This is a genomic window from Alteromonas hispanica (genome assembly GCF_010500915.1).
In the GTDB taxonomy this organism is placed as follows: domain Bacteria; phylum Pseudomonadota; class Gammaproteobacteria; order Enterobacterales; family Alteromonadaceae; genus Alteromonas; species Alteromonas hispanica.
In genome coordinates this window covers 44320-61843 of record NZ_JAAAWP010000005.1, presented here as the reverse complement: position 1 = coordinate 61843, position 17524 = coordinate 44320, and the positions used below count along the sequence as shown (strand labels likewise).

Annotated in this window: 16 protein-coding genes and 1 other RNA gene; 10 read left to right on the top strand and 7 right to left on the bottom strand. The window is 41.0% G+C overall.

Annotated features, from left to right (window positions below; translation table 11 throughout):
- Positions 1–13 precede the first annotated feature (13 nt).
- Positions 14–811, bottom strand: coding sequence for a peptidylprolyl isomerase (locus GTW09_RS09490; RefSeq protein WP_163111699.1), 798 nt, complete (start codon positions 809–811; stop codon positions 14–16).
- A 179-nt stretch (positions 812–990) separates the two neighbouring features.
- Here GTW09_RS09490 and rnpB point away from each other — a divergent pair.
- An RNA gene (rnpB, locus tag GTW09_RS09485) (RNase P RNA component class A) lies at positions 991–1342 on the top strand.
- Between the two features lie 161 nt (positions 1343–1503).
- On the opposite strand, the gene GTW09_RS09480 is transcribed toward rnpB, so the two are convergent.
- The 5 genes from GTW09_RS09480 to GTW09_RS09460 are packed head-to-tail and all read right to left on the bottom strand — an operon-like array spanning position 1504 to position 7875.
- Positions 1504–3498: a PAS domain-containing hybrid sensor histidine kinase/response regulator gene (locus GTW09_RS09480; RefSeq protein ID WP_163111698.1), complete on the bottom strand. Its 1995-nt coding sequence runs from the start codon at positions 3496–3498 to the stop codon at positions 1504–1506.
- Positions 3499–3523: 25 nt separating this feature from the next.
- Positions 3524–3904: a response regulator gene (locus tag GTW09_RS09475; protein ID WP_163111697.1), complete on the bottom strand. Its 381-nt coding sequence runs from the start codon at positions 3902–3904 to the stop codon at positions 3524–3526.
- A complete protein-coding gene (locus GTW09_RS09470; protein ID WP_239059345.1) occupies positions 3897–5435 on the bottom strand; it encodes a two-component system sensor histidine kinase NtrB in 1539 nt (512 codons plus the stop codon). The genes GTW09_RS09475 and GTW09_RS09470 overlap by 8 nt, the downstream gene beginning before the upstream one ends.
- A gap of 51 nt (positions 5436–5486) precedes the next feature.
- Positions 5487–6650 (bottom strand): EAL domain-containing response regulator, encoded by a 1164-nt coding sequence (locus GTW09_RS09465; RefSeq protein ID WP_163111695.1) that lies wholly within the window; start codon positions 6648–6650, stop codon positions 5487–5489.
- A 55-nt stretch (positions 6651–6705) separates the two neighbouring features.
- Positions 6706–7875 (bottom strand): response regulator, encoded by a 1170-nt coding sequence (locus GTW09_RS09460; protein WP_163111694.1) that lies wholly within the window; start codon positions 7873–7875, stop codon positions 6706–6708.
- A 211-nt stretch (positions 7876–8086) separates the two neighbouring features.
- Between GTW09_RS09460 and GTW09_RS09455 the strand changes: the two genes are divergently transcribed.
- The 7 genes from GTW09_RS09455 to GTW09_RS09425 are packed head-to-tail and all read left to right on the top strand — an operon-like array spanning position 8087 to position 15570.
- Positions 8087–8452, top strand: a complete 366-nt coding sequence (locus GTW09_RS09455) for a response regulator (RefSeq protein WP_163111693.1) — start codon at positions 8087–8089, stop codon at positions 8450–8452.
- A 3-nt stretch (positions 8453–8455) separates the two neighbouring features.
- The gene (locus GTW09_RS09450) at positions 8456–10420 is read left to right on the top strand and encodes a chemotaxis protein CheA (RefSeq protein WP_163111692.1); all 1965 of its coding nucleotides are present in this window, start codon (positions 8456–8458) and stop codon (positions 10418–10420) included.
- On the top strand, positions 10386–10898 hold the full coding sequence (locus GTW09_RS09445; RefSeq protein WP_163111691.1) for a chemotaxis protein CheW: 513 nt from the start codon (positions 10386–10388) through the stop codon (positions 10896–10898). The genes GTW09_RS09450 and GTW09_RS09445 overlap by 35 nt, the downstream gene beginning before the upstream one ends.
- A 3-nt stretch (positions 10899–10901) precedes the next feature.
- Positions 10902–13058 (top strand): methyl-accepting chemotaxis protein, encoded by a 2157-nt coding sequence (locus tag GTW09_RS09440; RefSeq protein WP_163111690.1) that lies wholly within the window; start codon positions 10902–10904, stop codon positions 13056–13058.
- Positions 13059–13073: 15 nt separating this feature from the next.
- The gene (locus tag GTW09_RS09435) at positions 13074–13913 is read left to right on the top strand and encodes a CheR family methyltransferase (RefSeq protein WP_163111689.1); all 840 of its coding nucleotides are present in this window, start codon (positions 13074–13076) and stop codon (positions 13911–13913) included.
- The gene (gene cheD / locus GTW09_RS09430; protein WP_163111688.1) at positions 13910–14530 is read left to right on the top strand and encodes a chemoreceptor glutamine deamidase CheD; all 621 of its coding nucleotides are present in this window, start codon (positions 13910–13912) and stop codon (positions 14528–14530) included. The genes GTW09_RS09435 and cheD overlap by 4 nt, the downstream gene beginning before the upstream one ends.
- Complete coding sequence (locus GTW09_RS09425) at positions 14527–15570, top strand: protein-glutamate methylesterase/protein-glutamine glutaminase (RefSeq protein WP_163111687.1); 1044 nt, start codon at positions 14527–14529, stop codon at positions 15568–15570. Before cheD ends, GTW09_RS09425 begins: the two co-directional genes overlap by 4 nt.
- 6 nt (positions 15571–15576) lie before the next feature.
- On the opposite strand, the gene GTW09_RS09420 is transcribed toward GTW09_RS09425, so the two are convergent.
- Positions 15577–16215, bottom strand: coding sequence for a response regulator transcription factor (locus GTW09_RS09420; protein WP_163111686.1), 639 nt, complete (start codon positions 16213–16215; stop codon positions 15577–15579).
- 169 nt (positions 16216–16384) lie between these two features.
- On the opposite strand from GTW09_RS09420, the gene GTW09_RS09415 reads away from it, so the two are divergent.
- Together GTW09_RS09415 and GTW09_RS09410 are read left to right on the top strand one after the other, a co-directional pair.
- Positions 16385–17047 (top strand): Crp/Fnr family transcriptional regulator, encoded by a 663-nt coding sequence (locus GTW09_RS09415; RefSeq protein ID WP_163111685.1) that lies wholly within the window; start codon positions 16385–16387, stop codon positions 17045–17047.
- Positions 17048–17100: 53 nt separating this feature from the next.
- Positions 17101–17514 carry a BLUF domain-containing protein gene (locus tag GTW09_RS09410; protein WP_163111684.1) on the top strand — a complete coding sequence of 138 codons (414 nt, stop codon included), beginning with the start codon at positions 17101–17103 and terminating at the stop codon, positions 17512–17514.
- The last annotated feature ends 10 nt before the right edge of the window (positions 17515–17524 follow it).

The following is a 17524-nucleotide window of genomic DNA, read 5'->3' as shown; positions in this document are numbered from 1 at the left end:
GCCGGCTAAAGGCTTATGAACGCTTAAACTTAACGCAGCGACATACCAGCGCTAAGCTAAGCAGGAAAAAGCCTAAGCTTCCACCGCCAGACGAATCGTTGTTAGAACCCGGTACATTAGGTGAGCCCGCGTCTAGCAGCGTATTTTCAACCGGTACAATATCTGGATTGGTAACCGTTGCGCTATCTGTCACTACTACATCAGTAATAATCACCAAGTTGTCGCCCGTTATCTCAACCTCGTTACTTGCATCGGTGCTGGTGTAATCTCTCAGTGGAATAGACGAGGCCGCACCGCCTAAGTCAAAACGTGGTAGTGCTTCAATTGCATCAAACACTTCCATTCCATTTCCCAGTACTTGGCCAAACACGGTAAATCCACCATTTTGCACATCTAGGTTTGCGCTGTTGTCAGATAAGTTAATAAACCACTGTGATGTGGCGCTATCAGGAGAGCTGGCGAGTTTTGCCATTGCAATAGTACCGCGAACGTTAGATAACGTAGGCTCATTCACAACAGGAGTTCCCGTGGGAACATTATCAAGAGGGAACATACCGTTATAAACAAAACCGCCGCTTTGCGCTACAAAGCTTGGCTCTAAACGATGCACCACTGTGTTTGCATAAGCCCCCGAGTTTACGTAGTTCAAAAAATTCTCTACAGTTTCAGGCGTTTCTTCATCGAAAAGGTTTATTTGTACATCACCTAGTACGGTTCGTACTTCAACAACGGTGGCGTGCGCAGAGGCGGCTGCAAGCAGGCATAAAGCGCCCATAGCTCGCAAAGAGGTAGATTTAGCTAGTGTTAACATTACTGATTACGCTTGTGAAAAATAAAGTGGTCAGTCTAAGTGAAAAACGCAATCTTTATCAAATAAACATGCTGTCTTATGATATTCGGAGTAGTAGGCATTCATTTTACCGTGCGAATATCAACGTTAATGCCGTAAGTTGTTCGCTATTAAAGGGGGCTTCATGTAGAATGCGCCGCGGAGTTGGCCAGGCAATCGCCGCTTTCGTAAGAAAGGGGAGGAAAGTCCGGGCTCCATAGGGCAGGGTGCCAGATAACGTCTGGGCGGCGAGAGCCGACGACAAGTGCAGCAGAGAGAAGACCGCCTAAGCATGTTTACATGCCGGTAAGGCTGAAAGGGTGCGGTAAGAGCGCACCGCGCCTCTGGTAACAGAGTGTGGCGAGGTAAACTCCACCCGGAGCAAGACCAAATAGGATCCCTCAACGTGCGGCCCGCATGGGGATCGGGTAGGTTGCTTGAATCAGTGAGTGATTGCTGATCTAGAGGAATGGTTGCCCACGACAGAACCCGGCTTATCGGCCAACTCCACCTTTATTCGTAAGTTTTAATGTATCAGCTAGTTGGTAGTTACCCCCGCGATAAATACACTCTTTCGATGAGAGTTGTCGCAACTTTCGGTACTTAATCATATTCCCTCTTTATTGAAAGACCCTTTCCCCTTTGTCTGGACTTTCTCAAGTTAATGAGACAATTCATTCAAGAGTTGAATGTGATTCGTGAACGACGCGCGAAATTGCATCTCTTAATGCATCAATAGTAAATGGTTTGCTTATTATTCTTGCGCACTGCCAAAGTTTGCAGTTTTTCTCTGTGGCTAACTGCGTAAAACCCGTTGCGATAACACAAGGGATAACTATACCCTTCTCTCTCAATGTTGAAATAACCTTATCGCCACTCATTTCAGGTAGCGCGTAATCACTGATGAGCAAATCGTATTCTGTCTCATGTTTAGCTAAAAATTCTATACATTCGTTAACATGCTGAAAAGTAACAACGCTGCAACCCAACTTACTAAGAAGGGCGTCGCCCAATTGACAAATAGCAAGCTCATCATCCAACAAAACAATACCAAGACCTTGTAGGTTACTGGCCTTTTCCCACGTCTTTGACTGCTCTTGAGAATGTCCTGCAATTATAGGTAGATAAATAGTGAATTCTGTCCCAATTCCAACTTCACTTGCTACTTCAATGTGGCCTTTGTGTTGCTTAACAGCGCTGTCTACTATAGCTAATCCTAACCCTGTCCCCCGCTCAGTTCCATAAAGCTTAGTTGTGAAAAAAGGTTCAAAAATACGACTAATCGCTTGGCTATCAATTCCTTTACCCGTATCTTTTATCTTTATGCAAATATAATTTTCCTCACATTCATCCTCTAAAGCTTTTAGCTGTTTCAGGCATGAGCTTATCTCAACAGTAAGTTCTCCCCCCTGTGGCATGGCGTGAACCGCATTGTTACAAAGGTTCAACAATAGTCGATGAATTTGTGCGGGTTCGGCACCTAAAGTCGGAAGTTCGTCTTCAATCATCGTTTGAACCACAATACTTTCAGGGCAATGACTTTGCACCGTTGAAATCACCTCTTCGGCAAGTTTCTCAATATTAACTGGCTTTATATTTTTGATGGATTTTCTGGTCATCAACAAAATTTGCTGTGATAAATCTTTTGCACGTTCCGCTGAAACCTCTATATGCTCAAGATAGCCTGTTGCTGCGTGTTTTTCTGGTAGCAGGGTTTTTATTAATTGAGTATAGCCAAGTACAGGGGTAAGAAGGTTGTTAAAGTCGTGCGCGATACCGCTGGCTAAAGTTCCAAGAGCCTGCAACTTCTCCTGTTGCATATTGTTCTCTTCCATTTGCTTTCGTTCGGTAATATCGATATGAGAGCCCACTAGCCGGATAGGCTTGCCGTATTTATTAGTGATCATCGATGCATGGGCTAAAATCCAGCGATAGTCTCCATTCCTGTGCTGCATTCTAAATTCTATATCGTGATAGTCTTTGCCAGAGCAAAGCGTTTCATTGACTTTGACGAGCACATCTTTTATGTCTTCTGGGTGCACTCGGCTTTCCCATTCGCCAAAGTGATTTGCTAATTCATGTGGCGCATATCCCAATTGTTTCTTCCACTCTGGAGAAAAATAGGTCGTATTAGATAGCAAGTCCCAATCCCATAAGCCAACGTTGCCAGCGGATATCGCTTCTTCAAGTTGGAGTACGGTGTCCCTTAATCTAGTCTCTGTTTTGACTGTTGCCGTGATATCAACACATGAGCTAATAAAGTAGTGATCACCTGGAAAATTAGTCACTTTCATGTGCTGGCCTGTTTTGGCAAGATAATATTCCCATGAATGTGGTTCATGGGTAGCAAACATGTTGTTGACAGAGGCTTTGAAATATTCCGATGTACCCGAGTCAAAAATATCTGACGTATGTTTACCTAAAACCTTTTCTAGACTTTTTCCAGCAGTCCTTAATGCTTTTTTATTTGCGTCAGCGAGATACCAGTTTAATATTTTACCGCTATCGTCATATCGTAACTTCCATACATATACCTCATGCTGGACATTATCAAACAAAAGGCGATAGTGGTTTTCGTCAGATTTTTGTTTGTGGATGTCGCTTAATTTTTGCTCTAGTACTTTTATCCGTTCTTCTAAACTCGATATTTCATGATTTTGCGTCATCATTTATCCGCTTTTTTGAGGTGCTGTATTACTTTCTGGCCCCGCAGGCTGTGTATAAAGCAGGAAGAAACTGCTCGAAATTTATTGGTTTTGTAGTCAGAAATTGTTCTTCAACCTCGGCTTCTTCTATTTCAATATAGCCCGAAGCGATGAAGCATGCTATCGACGGAAACTTTGCTCTTATTAACTTGTAAATATCGTAACCGTTAATCTTACCAGGCATCTTATAATCAGTTACTACGGCGTCAATTGACGAACTGTTTTCGCAAATATAGGCCATGGCCTCAGATGCACAAGTAAAGCTAAACACAGTCAGTCCATGTGCCTCTAGAATGCTCTTCATAACATCTAAAATCATTACCTCGTCGTCGACGACAACTACTGTTAACACCTCCTTATTGTTAGTCATTTAATCTATTCTCGGGAATCCAAATACAAACAGTAGTGCCCTTATCGAGATAACTATTTATTGCTAAGCCAGATTTACTGAGAAGGCAAAAGTCATCTAGCAATGTAAAATCGGGCGTGTCGACCGCTCTTATTTGGTGAAACTCTCTTGGAGCAAAATAGTCTGGAATTTTTGAAGCTTCTATACCAACACCGGAATCTTTCACGCTGATAAACGCATATCTTTCGTGATTTGCTGGGCGATGTAGTACAACACCGTTTCTAGGAGTAAATGCATCGATAGGATATGTTTCAATAGTAATGTTACCCGTTTTTTTAATGGCATCGTTTGCACGATAAAGTAAGCTAAGAATAACCTCTAGGAATAAGGCTTTATTAATCGCTATTGCATTATTATATTGCAGGTATGTTTCATACGATACTGATGCGGTAAAGCGATGGTTGATTAAGGCAATGGCATCATTGATAGTTTGATTGATGTTTATCGGTCTTTTATCTTGTTGCTCGCTTTTTACTTTGCGTAATAAATCTTGCGTTACGCAAGAGGCCCTATCTGTGGCAACTTCGATATTTTTAATATATTTAGTGTTTTTTTCATCCTTTTTTTGCATCGACAGTAATTGTACGTTTCCCGATATAATGGCCATAATATTATTGATATCGTGACAAACTTTGCCAGCTAATTGAGCTACAGCATGCATACGTGAGCGTCTCGACAATACTTCATGCTGTTTTTTCTGTTGAGTAATGTCATGCTGAATTCCGATGAAATGGGTGATTTTATCTTGTTCAAACACCGGGGATATAAGTAAGTGGCACCAATATTCCACGCCTTTTTTTGAATAATTCAGTATTTCAACATCGACATCGACGCCTTTATTGAGTGAGTCGTTGATGTGTTTAGTCACTTTTTTGTCGGTGTTCTTGCCTTGCAAAAATGCACCTAGAGAGCGATTTTTGATTTCATCAAGGCAATATCCTGTTATTTTTTCAAATGCGTGATTTGCCCATAGAAGTTTTCTTTTGCTATCACAGATGGTAATTCCAGTAATAGATATACTAGCGACTTTCGATAATAATTCTAACTTGGTTGATAGCGATGCGTAGCGATCACCAACGTCGTTTTCTTTAAAATCTTCAAGCGCGTTAATTCTGTGTGGCTCCTCGGGTAATGCGTAAACGATAACCTCATCGTGTTCGTCGCAATGAAGGCTTTCTAATTGGCAGTGATATCTCACAGAGCCGACATTGCCTTTTAAAAAGCTAACAGCTGTTGTGCAGCGTCGCTTGGTTTCGACGCATTCGTCGAGTAATGATGTAAAATGGGCTCGTTCCGCTTCCACTATGAGAGACTGAATGGTGTGTTTATTGAGTTCTGAAGTATTCCAATCCACAGCACGCAACGCTGATTCATTCAGTTTTTTTACCACCCCGAACCTATCTATAGCAATGATTAGCGTGGTAGGAAATAAAACACAATTTGTTTCTGGTTTTGGTTCTTCGCCGTTTGCTGAGTTGTCGTTCTTATACATAGACACAGTTTTCTCCAGGCGTTTCTTCATCTAACGGTATTCGATGAATTGCTACATGTGATGTAGCTTTGAAGCAAGTTCATCTAATATTACAGGTTTAGAAAAAAAGTAACCCTGCATAAATTTACAATTAAGCTGCTTTAAAATGTTTACCTGTTCCTGAGTTTCTACACCTTCTGCCACGACCACCATGTTTAAATCATGTCCTAGTGAGACAATATTTTTCACAATAGCCAAAGAACCAGCCCTTTCTGTCATTTTTGAAACAAATTCACAGTCAATTTTTACTTCATCGAAAGGCAGCTGATCAAGTTCATGTATGGTAGAAAAACCTGTGCCAAAATCATCCATTGAGATATGAACGCCGCTCATTCGAATTTTAGTCAACAAAGTTCTTAATTCTTTTGTTAATCCAAGGGCAGATAATTCTGTGATTTCGAGGCAAATTTGTTCTGGCTGAATATGCTGAGAAGACAAATAACGGGTCAAGTCAGTAAGTAATGACCGGTGCAATGACTTGGGATCTATATTAAATGAAATGCGTTTATCTCTAGGGTAGCCGATACTGTTAAGATCCGTTAGCGTGTTTCTTATAAACACTGTAGTAAACTCATCAATAAGGTCAGTTTCTACTAATCGCGTTATAAAAGCGTCAGGAGTGTACTGACCTAGTAGTGGGTGGTCTAGTCGCGCTAAGCATTCTATTCCCATAAGACTGTTATCGGAAATATCTATCTGAGGTTGAAAAACGGGGTAGAACCATCCTTGTTGCAAAGCGATTTTTAAATCTCCTTTTGTCAATCTTGTCTTATTTATATCTTGAGGTGAACTGCTTACAGCTGACGGTGCCAGCGAGGCTTTAGAGATACATGTCGTAAATTGTTCAAACGTGAATGGTTTTGGTAAGCAGCCGCCAAAACATAATCCAAGCTCGTTCATGACATCTATGGCGCTTGTTATTATATCGTCTGACATGCCAGAGCACAGAATAATAGGCGCTTCAATACTCATTATCTTAAGCTCATCTAAGATGTCTAATCCGTCGAGTTCAGGCATATTTAAATCTAAGATAATATGCGACGCTTTTCTGAGTTCTTTAGAAGATAACGTGGAATACGTTTCAGTATAGTGGCTATTAAATCCAGCAATACGCGCAAATTCTGAAAGGTTTTCGCCAATGTCTTGTACATCTTCAATTATCAGAATATTGGTCATTTATTTCCCTTTTATATTCATCACGACGGGCCGCGACAAATTTTCGTGTTTGTTATTAAAACAGCTCAATATCATCACTGGTTACGCTATCTACTATACTTTCGCTTTTACTCGTTTCATTGCTATTTTTTGATGGTTGCAGTAGCACCATGTCATCAACGCAATCCACAATGAGTTTTTTTAGGTGTTTGAGATTAGTACTTTCTCCGCGACTTCTAATTTCTGTTTCTATGAGTTGCACAAAAAACTGTTCTTGCTCTTCTGTCATGTCTAGTTCGTGGAAACTCAGTCCAATTTTTAGCTCTACTTGTTCTATCAGGTCTCGTCGCTCGCGCTCAACTGATTGAATACCTTCAGTTACGAGACCAAGGACAGACTTCAGCCGCGAGCGTGTAGAAATTAATGACTGTTGTTGAACGAGTGATAAAAAACGAGAATTGACTGCTAAGATTAGTTTTGCTGCCACATCTAGTATTGCATCAAATGATCTTGTCCCTTCGTAAGGCATATTTTTGTATAAAATAGAAACGTGCGTATCATTGAAAATACTGCGACGTCCAAAGTGATAAATTCGTCCGTGATTTTTCAATACATCAAAAATTTGAAGCTCAATGGGTGAACATGTATTGGTGTCTACATCATAACTGTATACCGTTTGTTCTGAACGCAGCTGAATTGCAATTTTTAAGTCCTGATTTTGCATGCTTTTAGCTACACAATGCATAATATCTTCAGGCGTTTCACAGTCATTCAACTTTGCGACAAGTTCAAGCGCTCTGCCATAAGAAGCTGCTTGTTTCATAGCAGTTTGTGCAAGACTTTCTATTTCTTTATCTTTTTTACGTAGCTCCCTGATGGCATTGATGTCGTGAGCAAAGCGAATAATCCGCTCATGAAACGTCACTAAATTAAATGGTTTACCAATGTAATCGCTAATGCCGAGTTCATACGCATTTTTTACTAACGCATCAGAGGTGTCTCCGCTAACAACCACAATAGAGGGACGCTGTTCTAGAGGTAAGCTAGCCACATGCTGACAAATATCGATACCTGATTTTCCAGGTAGATGCATGTCCAGAATAATAATATCCAACGAAGACTGTAGGTGCGAAATGACTTCGTCTCCCGTTTCAGCAAAGAAAAGGTTGAAGTCTTGATTAAATAAATCGTCAAGAAGATTCCTGATCTCACTTTCGTCGTCAGCAATGAGGACATTATGTTTCACAATGATTTTCCAATCTGTGGGTTGTGCATAATATTGAAATATAGTGGAGCGGAATTTATCTCGTATGAATTTCTTCATAATCTTGACATATGTCAATTTTCAGAAATTTACGTCCGCTCTCTTAATATGAGGGCACTATACTTCTGTCTAAGTCGAGATATCACTAGATAAAAGTGATGTTGGAATTTGCATGATTGTTAGGGAGAAGTATGTGAGTAAAAGAATCTTAATCGTGGATGATTCACCATCAATAAGACAAATGGTAGAAGTTACCCTTAAAAGTGAGGGATACAACGTTACCTCAGCCGTTGATGGACAAAATGCATTTGAAATATGCCAAAGCAATCGTTTCGACTTTGTACTCACTGATGTAAATATGCCAAATATGGACGGTATCACTTTAGTTAAGTCGCTTAGAGGTTTGACGGCTTTTGCCAAAGTTCCAATCGTCGTTTTAACAACAGAAGCTGGCAGTGATATTAAATCCAAAGGAAAAGCCGCGGGGGCTACTGGCTGGATGGTAAAACCTTTCGACCCGACAAAACTTTTGCAACTCGTCGCTAAGGTCTTGGGGTAAACCATGTCAATCGATGTAGAACAATTTCATCAGGTCTTTTTCGACGAGAGTGAAGAACACCTACAAACAATGGAGGCGTTACTTTTAGAAATAGATCCATTCGCGCCAGACCCTGAGTCATTAAACAGTATTTTTCGCGCTGCTCATTCTATTAAAGGAGGTAGTGGGATCTTTGGATTTAGTGGTCTTGGTGGTTTGACACATGTAATGGAAAACCTTTTAGATAAAGCTCGCCATGGCGAACAAGAACTTACTAAAGAAATTATTAATCAGCTACTTAAAACAACCGACCTACTCAAGAGTATTTTGCAAGACTATCGTACTGGAACCTCATTAAATCATAGCGAAATTGATGAGGGTATTTGTGCATTAGAGAAAACGATAAATGGCGAAAGTTGTGAAAAAAAGCGCATGGATGTGGCAGAAGACGACAACGATGGGTTTGGTTTTTTCGAGTTAGACGATGGTGACGATACCAATCAAGAAAATGACTCAACGGGATTTGGCCTATTTGACGATTCTGACTGTTCAGACGCACCATACCTAGATGACAGCGACGAAGCAAAAGAATCTCAAGAAGCGTTTGGCTTCTTTGATGACGAAGAATCTACAGCGGGTCAGGGGGCTTTTGCAAACGTAGACTGCCAAAAAGAACCATTAATTGAAAGCAGCGCCAATTCTCCCCGTAAGATAGGAGAGGCGGGAAAGAACCCACTTCCGCCTTCCTCATCTTCAAAAAAAGTAACTTCTATTGAATCGAAATCTATTCGCGTGGACACCAGTAAGGTTGACCTTTTAGTCAATTTAATCGGTGAGCTGGTTATTACGCAATCAATGCTAACCGTCCAAGGTACAAGTGAAGCGCCCGATGCAAAAGAAAAGCTGCAGCTAGGACTCGTTGAGCTCGAGAGGAATACTCGAGAACTACAGGAAGCGGTGATGTCGATGCGCATGCTGCCCATCTCTTTCGTTTTCAATCGGTTTCCTCGACTCGTGCGTGATCTTGCCGAAAAGCTAGAAAAAGACGTTGAGCTACAGATTGAGGGAGGCGCCACAGAAATTGACAAAGGTTTGATAGAAAAGCTCGTTGACCCCCTAACTCACCTGGTTAGAAACAGCATCGATCACGGAATTGAAAGACCTCAAGTCCGTTTAGAACGTGGCAAAGCTAAATCAGGTGTCATTACTCTGTCGGCAGCGCAACGGGGCGGTAATATCGTCATTAGTATTCGCGACGATGGTGCAGGCCTCGACAAAGAACGCATTTTAGAAAAAGCACGGCAAAACGCATTATCGTTCAACCCTAATGGCACTGATGAAGACGTATGGAATCTTATTTTTGCTCCAGGATTTTCCACTGCAGATAGCGTGACTGACATATCAGGTCGAGGTGTGGGAATGGATGTTGTAAAACGCAATATAGAAAGTATTGGCGGGCGAATAAATATTTCATCTGTGCAAGGTGAGGGCTCTTCGTTTTCTATCAGCGTTCCACTTACGCTGGCTATCGTTGATGGAATGTGTGTTGCAAGTGGCGATCAAGTGTTTGTGGTGCCTTTAGTGACTATTGTTGAATCTATTCAGCCGCTTCCACAACAACTTCGCTCTATGGGGAATGAGAAGTTACTTTGGGTTCGAGACAGGTACTGGCCCATACTCAATTTAGCGAAAAGAATGGATATTGACCATGCAGTAGAGCAGCCTACTGACGCCATCATCATACTTATTGAAAGCAGTAAAAAGCGCTTTGGTCTTATGATAGATAAGCTTTTAGGGCAACAACAGGTCGTTATAAAAAGTTTAGAACAACATTATCGACGAGTTCCCGGCGCCGCTGGAGCAACAATTATGGGCGACGGTCATGTTGCGATTATTTTAGATGTGGAATCTTTATCTGAAGACATTAATACGGAAGCAGCGGAGAGGCAAACGAATGAACGAAACGTTGACCAAAAACGAGCGATCTGAGCATCTCGTTCTTCAAAAGCGAGAATTTCTCAGCTTTGTATTGGGTGATGAGCAGTATGCGCTAGACATCATGTCCGTAAAGGAAATAAGAGGATATGAGCCCGTTACAAAAATAGCCAATGCCCCTTCTTTCATAAAGGGGGTACTGAATCTAAGAGGCGATATTGTCCCCATCGTCGATCTTCGTATTAAGTTTGATGTCGGTGAAGCAAAGTATGATGAATTCACCATTGTAATCATGCTTAACGTTTTTGATCGCATTGTAGGAATTGTCGTTGATGCAGTTTCTGACGTCATCACGTTGTCTGAAGATGATATTAAGCCTCCACCTGAGTTTGGTGTGGCCTTTGATACTAAGTTTTTACATGGTTTGGCAGAGGTCAACGAAGCGATGGTTATTATCGTGAATATTGAAAGTTTGATTAGCAGTGAGTCACTGGCTTTGTTTGACTCTAGCAACCAAGATGGTCAGGAGTAAATTATGAATGTCTTAAACCTATTTAAATCTTCTACACGACTGGCTAACGCAGAGAGACAAATTCAGGCGTTAGAGCAAAGTTCAACTAGCTTTATGATTGCAGATGCGAACCGAGTCATTATTTATGCGAACAAATCGGTACTCACTCTGCTTAAAAGTTGCGAGGCCGAATTAAAGAAGGTACTCCCCCAATTTTCAGCTGATAATCTCATTGGTCAAAATATAGATATCTTTCACAAAAACCCCGCTCATCAGCGAAACATGCTAGCGAACCTGAGAGAGACTATGAGTTCATCAATCAGTGTGGGTTCATTAGATTTTAGTCTCACACTAATGCCGCTTGTTGATGACTCAGGAAAGAGTTTGGGAACCGCAGTAGAATGGTTAGATATAAGCGAACTTATTCTTAAAACGGGTATGTTAAATGCGCTTGATCGCTCTCAAGCGGTTATTGAGTTCACCCCAGATGGCTACATCACAAAAGCAAATAAAAATTTTTTAGATGCTGTGGGCTACAGCCCTGATGAAATTGTAGGAAAGCATCATCGAATTTTTGTCGATCCAACTACTCACAATTCACCAGAGTATATGGAGTTATGGAAGAGTCTGGGCGAAGGACAATTTCAAACCGGAGAGTTCAAACGTATCACCAAAGCTGGAAAAGAAATTTGGATTCAAGCGTCGTACAACCCTATTTTAAACGATGCTGGGAAGGTCACCGGTGTAGTTAAGTACGCAACAGACATAACCGAACAAAAAATAAAAAATGCAGATTATGCGGGTCAAATAGAAGCAATAGGAAAATCACAGGCTGTCATCGAGTTCACCATGGATGGCATCATATTAAATGCTAACGACAACTTCCTAACAACTATGGGTTACACATTGCAAGAAGTGCAGGGTAAACATCACAGTATGTTTGTCGATTCTGAATACAGAAGGAGTCATGAATATAGTGAATTTTGGAGTCAGCTCAATGCGGGTATCTATTCAAATAATGAATTTAAGCGCATTGGTAAGGGAGGCAAAGAGGTATGGATTCAAGCTACCTACAACCCAATTTTAGATGTCAATGGAAAGCCGTTTAAAGTCGTTAAATACGCTACTGATATTACGGGGAGAAAAGTGGCGATTAATGAAATTAAGCGTGTGTTAAAAGGTCTTTCAGGTGGCGATCTTACTACAAAAGTTGATGCAGAGTTTGAAGGAGAGTTTATTGAAATTAGTGATGCAATGACATCGTTTATAGACAACTTAGTAGAGATGATTTCAGAGATACGTACGGCGTCAGACTTAATAAATACAGCCGCCACCGAGATCGCACAAGGCAACAGTGATTTATCGAGTCGTACTGAAGAGCAGGCTTCGAGCTTAGAGCAGACAGCGTCGAGTATGGAAGAGCTTACTGGGACAGTAAAACTTAACTCTGAAAATGCTAACCAAGCAAATGGGTTGGCTTCTCAGGCCTCTTCCATTGCTATTGATGGTGGTAACTTAATTAATAAAGTTGTCGACACCATGGGGTCGATTAACGAATCGGCGCAGCAAATTTCAGACATTATCGGTGTGATTGATGGTATTGCGTTCCAAACAAATATACTTGCACTTAACGCGGCCGTAGAAGCAGCACGAGCAGGAGAGCAGGGACGAGGGTTTGCCGTTGTTGCCTCGGAAGTAAGGTCATTAGCACAGCGCTCTGCCGATGCAGCGAAAGATATAAAGTCTCTGATATCCGACTCAGTGAACAAAATCGAAAATGGTAATTCGCTGGTAAGTCAGTCGGGCAAAACAATGGAAGAGATAGTTGTGTCGATTAAAAGGGTTAACGACATAATGGCAGAAATTGCCGCAGCATCATCAGAGCAAGCTTCTGGTATTGAGGAAGTCAGCAAAGCGGTATCTCAAATGGATGAAGTCACTCAGCAAAATGCTGCGTTGGTGGAGGAGGCATCTGCTGCTGCTGAGAGCTTGCAAGCTCAGTCACAAAGCCTCAACCGTCAAATTTCGGTATTTAAGTTAGCTAATACTGCTGACTCTATCAACTCAGGGCACTCTTCTTCACCTGTTGTGAAGAACAACAGTCGAGTTCAATCAAAGCCCGATTCAAATAGAAATATAAAGCCGGCATCACCTGAAGAAGACGAGTGGGAATCTTTTTAACGAGGTAAATGCGTTATGTCGTTAACTCACAGAGAGTTTGCCTTTGATACGAGTGATTTTGAACGAATAAAATTAACCTTGTATAAGGTGGCCGGTATCAAGTTAGCGAATAGCAAGGATTCAATGGTATACAGTCGACTTGCACGCAGGCTCCGCGCTTTAGGGTTGAACAATTTCTCTGACTACATATACCACCTAGAGCGTAATAGTAACGAATTGGAGCATTTTATAAATGGGATGACGACCAATTTGACGTCCTTTTTTAGAGAAGCTCATCACTTTGAAATGTTAAAGCAACAGCTGATGCAAACGAATGGAACATCTCGTATTTGGTGCGCAGCTAGTAGCACAGGTGAAGAAGTTTACTCCATAGCTATGTCTGCTGCAGAGGCATTCAAAAGCCTCGCGCCACCTGTAGAAATCATTGCTACAGACATTGACAGTTCGGTTTTGCACATAGCAAAAGAAGGTATCTACGCTAAAAATGCAGTGTCTGCATTAGAGCCAATAAAATTAAAGCAATTTTTTCATAAGGGTCGAGGCTTTAACGAAGGCAAAGTAAGGGTTGTGCCTGAATTACAAAAATTGGTGAGGTTTGAAAAGCTTAATTTAACCGATAATAACTGGGGCAGGGTAAAGGGACCTTTTGACGTGATTTTTTGCCGTAACGTGATGATTTATTTTGATAAAAAAACGCAGTCGAGAGTGTTAAAACGATTGGTCACTTTTCTTAAATCAGACGGATTATATTTTGCAGGTCACTCCGAGAATTTTATGGGCGCAAGCCACATGCTAAGACCTATAGGAAAAACCGCCTATAAAAAAGTATGTGACAGCGGGAATGCCAAAAAATGATTGACGAACTTGGTAATACGCTCTACGCAGATCGTTACTACGATACTCACTTTGCTAATTATGCAGTAAAAATTCTTCCTGGAGAGTTTTATGCTACCAACGATGACACGATGATAGTTACAGTATTGGGTTCCTGTGTTGCGGTTTGCTTATACGATGCAATAAAAAAAGTCAGGGGGATGAATCACTTTTTATTACCCAATGATGAAACAACGAGGCTGTCGTTAATACCCGATTCAGCTCGATATGGATGCTTTGCGATGGAGTTACTCATCAATCAAATGCTCAAATTAGGTGCCGAAAAACGAAATTTAACTGCCAAAGTTTTTGGAGGCGGTAACGTGATGAAAGGTTTTATTCAAAACAACGTAGGCGAGCGCAATGTCGAATTTACGTTTGATTACTTAAAACAAGAGCAAATCCCTGTGCTGGCCAGTGACGTTTTAAACTTTTACCCTCGTAAGGTCTATTTTTCCGCAGATAATGGAGTGGTAAATGTCAAAAAAATACGCTCACTAAATAATACGACTATTTTAGACCGGGAGAGTGAGTATAGATTGCGTTTGCGACAGTCTAATATGGCCAACGACATTGATTTGTTTAAAAGTAGCTCATGATAAAAGTACTTATTGTCGATGATTCAGCGCTTATTCGCAGTCTACTAAAGACCCTTTTATCTAGTGAAAGCGATATCCATGTCGTTGGCACGGCGCCAGATGCCTATGTCGCAAGAGATATGGTTAACAAATTTGCTCCCGATGTGATTACCCTTGATATTGAAATGCCAAAAGTGGATGGTATTACCTTTTTATCAAAACTAATGAAAGCTAGGCCTACACCAGTGCTGATGATTTCAACATTAACTGAAAAAGGGGCTGATGCTACGTTGAAGAGCTTAGAATTAGGTGCTATTGACTATATTGCCAAGCCAAAAATAGGTGTTAAGGAGGGCATGGAAGCATATAGAGAATTAATTGTTGAGAAAGTCAGGTTGGCAGCGTCTACAAAAGTGGCAAAGCGCCATGGAGCTAATAAAAAAATCAAACAGCAGTCGATAATTAGCGGAACAGAGAAAATAATCGCCATAGGCGCCTCTACAGGCGGTACAGAAACAATAAAAACATTTCTTTTAAGTCTGCCCGCTAATGCACCGGCGGTTGTTATTACTCAGCATATGCCTCCGGGTTTTACCACTACATTTGCCAACAGACTGAATACCCTGTGTCATGTTAAGGTTGCCGAGGCTCAAGGAGGCGAGCGGCTTTTACCTGGTTCTGTATATATAGCGCCTGGAGACATCCATATGGGTATAGAGAAAAGCGGTGCTGATTATAGAACCACATTAATTAACTCAAATCGGGTCAGTGGTCACAAACCTTCTGTTGATGTACTTTTTGATTCTGTAAGCAAAGCCGCTGGCAAAAATGCTGTAGGTATAATTATGACTGGAATGGGAAAGGATGGAGCCGCAGGTCTGCTTGCAATGAGAAACAGTGGAGCATTTACTATTGCCCAAAACGAACAATCTTGTGTGGTATTCGGTATGCCAGGAGAGGCAATTAAGCTAGACGCTGTTGATGTGGTATGTGATATCAACGACATACCGCAGGTGGTGAGCGATTACCTTAAAAAGTCAGGCAGCGGCTCTAGATTGTAAGTTTTTTCATTGAAACAGCAGATTTTGCTTCACTATCATTATTTTTTTAACAAGTTCTGCTACGTTCTTTGCTGCCATTTTTTCAAAAATTCTAGAGCGATGCACTTCAACAGTTCGTAAGCTGATATCGAGTCTTTTAGCAATTGACTTATTTGGGTACCCGTCTATTAGTAACTCAAGTACGGTATTTTCGCGATTCGACAAGGTGTTTATTGCTCTTTCTATTTCCCTCATGTATTTGCGCTCGCTTAGCAAACTAGCATTTTGTTTCAGTGCTGATTGTACCGTATCAATCAACTTTTGATGCCTGAACGGTTTTTCTACAAAATTAAATGCGCCGCTTCGGATAGTCTCAACAGCCATTTCGACATCTGCAAAACCCGTCATGAAAATAATGGGTAATGCAGAGTTCAAAGCATTCAATTGGCGTTGGCACTCAAGGCCGCCAATGCCAGGCATGCGAATATCGCACAATAAGCAACCAGACATCGATGCGAATGCATCTGCGGGAAATGCATCGATAAACTGCTCAGCATTTTTATAGCATGAGTATTGGATGTTTACAGTATCAAACGCAAGACAGATTGTTTCTACCAGTAAATCATCGTCATCAATGATATGAACAACATTTTGTTCTTGGGTCAAAGTTTAGTCCTAGGTTACTTATCTTCAATTTTACTACCCGCGTTGGGGTAAATGTGGTTTCTACTTACTCTTAGTGATAATACACACAATAACTTTATGCAAAGATTTACACTACTTTTGTATAAGGTTTTCATCATAAGCCAGATACTAGGTTATAGAGGTAATGAATATGGACCGCGATAACATTGTAGATGTGTGCAAATATTGTCCATTTTTTAAAGAGTGTCATTTTAATAATGGTGTATTGAAGTTGTTAAAAAAGCGTGTGCTATCTCTTGAGAAGGGTGATGTGCTTTTTGACCAAGATGAAACATACAGCGGCTTTTATGTGCTTTGCAGCGGCAGCGCGAAAGGGCTTTTAAGCAGACAGCCTAGAGCGGGACAAATAATAGAGTTCTACCATCCCAGTGATGTGATCGGTCTATCCGGTCTTAGTAATACTAACTACCAAGAAAGCGTGAAAATAATGTCCTACACCAAAGTTCTGAAAATAGAACGAGAGGATTTTGACAAAGCGTTACTAACTTCCCCCGCACTGGCGAATCAAATGCTAAGTCTGATGAGTGAAAGAATAGTTAAACGCCAAACACATTACTCATTGCTCAACACTATGGAAGCAGAAGACCGGCTTATTTACTTTTTGCGTGAGCAGTATGCTGGCGTAGATTCGAGTGCTAATGCTATCGAATTGCATATGACTCGTCATGATATTGCAAATTATCTGGGCATAGCAGTGGAAACGCTTAGTAGAGTAATGAAAAGGTTGAATAGTAAAGGGATAATAGAGGCAAATCATAGAACTATCGCGTTTAATCAGCCCCTAGCTTCATAGCGGATACATTCAGTCATAGAAAGTTTTCTTTAAGCAAAAAGAGGATAAAAGCAATGTTTCTTGTCAGATTAATCTATGCCAGTAAAGTTAGTGATATGTTTTTGCCTGGTGATATAGACAATATTTTAGCCACAGCAAGACACAAAAATAAGAAAAGTGGCATTACAGGGATGTTATGTTTTAACTCTGAATATTTTTTGCAATGTATCGAGGGCACCAGAAGCGCTGTGAATAAAATATTTTCTGAAATACAAAAAGATACGCGCCACGACGCAATAATGCTTATCTCCTATTCCGAGATTTTTAGCCGTCAATTCGGGGCGTGGGACATGGGCTTTATTTCGGAACAGAAGCTGAAAAAAGAAACTATTATTAAGTATTCTGGTAATGATATTTTTGACCCATATTCAATTCAGGGAGAAAGTGCATTGAGCATGCTAATCGAGTTTCGTGATTACCTAGTCTAGGAAGACTCGT

Bases quoted from the DNA above. Each gene is read 5' to 3' on its own strand.
- GTW09_RS09490 (WP_163111699.1), bottom strand. From the start codon at position 811: ATGTTAACACTAGCTAAATCTACCTCTTTGCGAGCTATGGGCGCTTTA.
- GTW09_RS09480 (WP_163111698.1), bottom strand. From the start codon at position 3,498: ATGATGACGCAAAATCATGAAATATCGAGTTTAGAAGAACGGATAAAA.
- GTW09_RS09475 (WP_163111697.1), bottom strand. From the start codon at position 3,904: ATGACTAACAATAAGGAGGTGTTAACAGTAGTTGTCGTCGACGACGAG.
- GTW09_RS09470 (WP_239059345.1), bottom strand. From the start codon at position 5,435: ATGTATAAGAACGACAACTCAGCAAACGGCGAAGAACCAAAACCAGAA.
- GTW09_RS09465 (WP_163111695.1), bottom strand. From the start codon at position 6,650: ATGACCAATATTCTGATAATTGAAGATGTACAAGACATTGGCGAAAAC.
- GTW09_RS09450 (WP_163111692.1), top strand. From the start codon at position 8,456: ATGTCAATCGATGTAGAACAATTTCATCAGGTCTTTTTCGACGAGAGT.
- GTW09_RS09445 (WP_163111691.1), top strand. From the start codon at position 10,386: ATGAACGAAACGTTGACCAAAAACGAGCGATCTGAGCATCTCGTTCTT.
- GTW09_RS09440 (WP_163111690.1), top strand. From the start codon at position 10,902: ATGAATGTCTTAAACCTATTTAAATCTTCTACACGACTGGCTAACGCA.
- GTW09_RS09435 (WP_163111689.1), top strand. From the start codon at position 13,074: ATGTCGTTAACTCACAGAGAGTTTGCCTTTGATACGAGTGATTTTGAA.
- cheD (WP_163111688.1), top strand. From the start codon at position 13,910: ATGATTGACGAACTTGGTAATACGCTCTACGCAGATCGTTACTACGAT.
- GTW09_RS09425 (WP_163111687.1), top strand. From the start codon at position 14,527: ATGATAAAAGTACTTATTGTCGATGATTCAGCGCTTATTCGCAGTCTA.
- GTW09_RS09415 (WP_163111685.1), top strand. From the start codon at position 16,385: ATGGACCGCGATAACATTGTAGATGTGTGCAAATATTGTCCATTTTTT.
- GTW09_RS09410 (WP_163111684.1), top strand. From the start codon at position 17,101: ATGTTTCTTGTCAGATTAATCTATGCCAGTAAAGTTAGTGATATGTTT.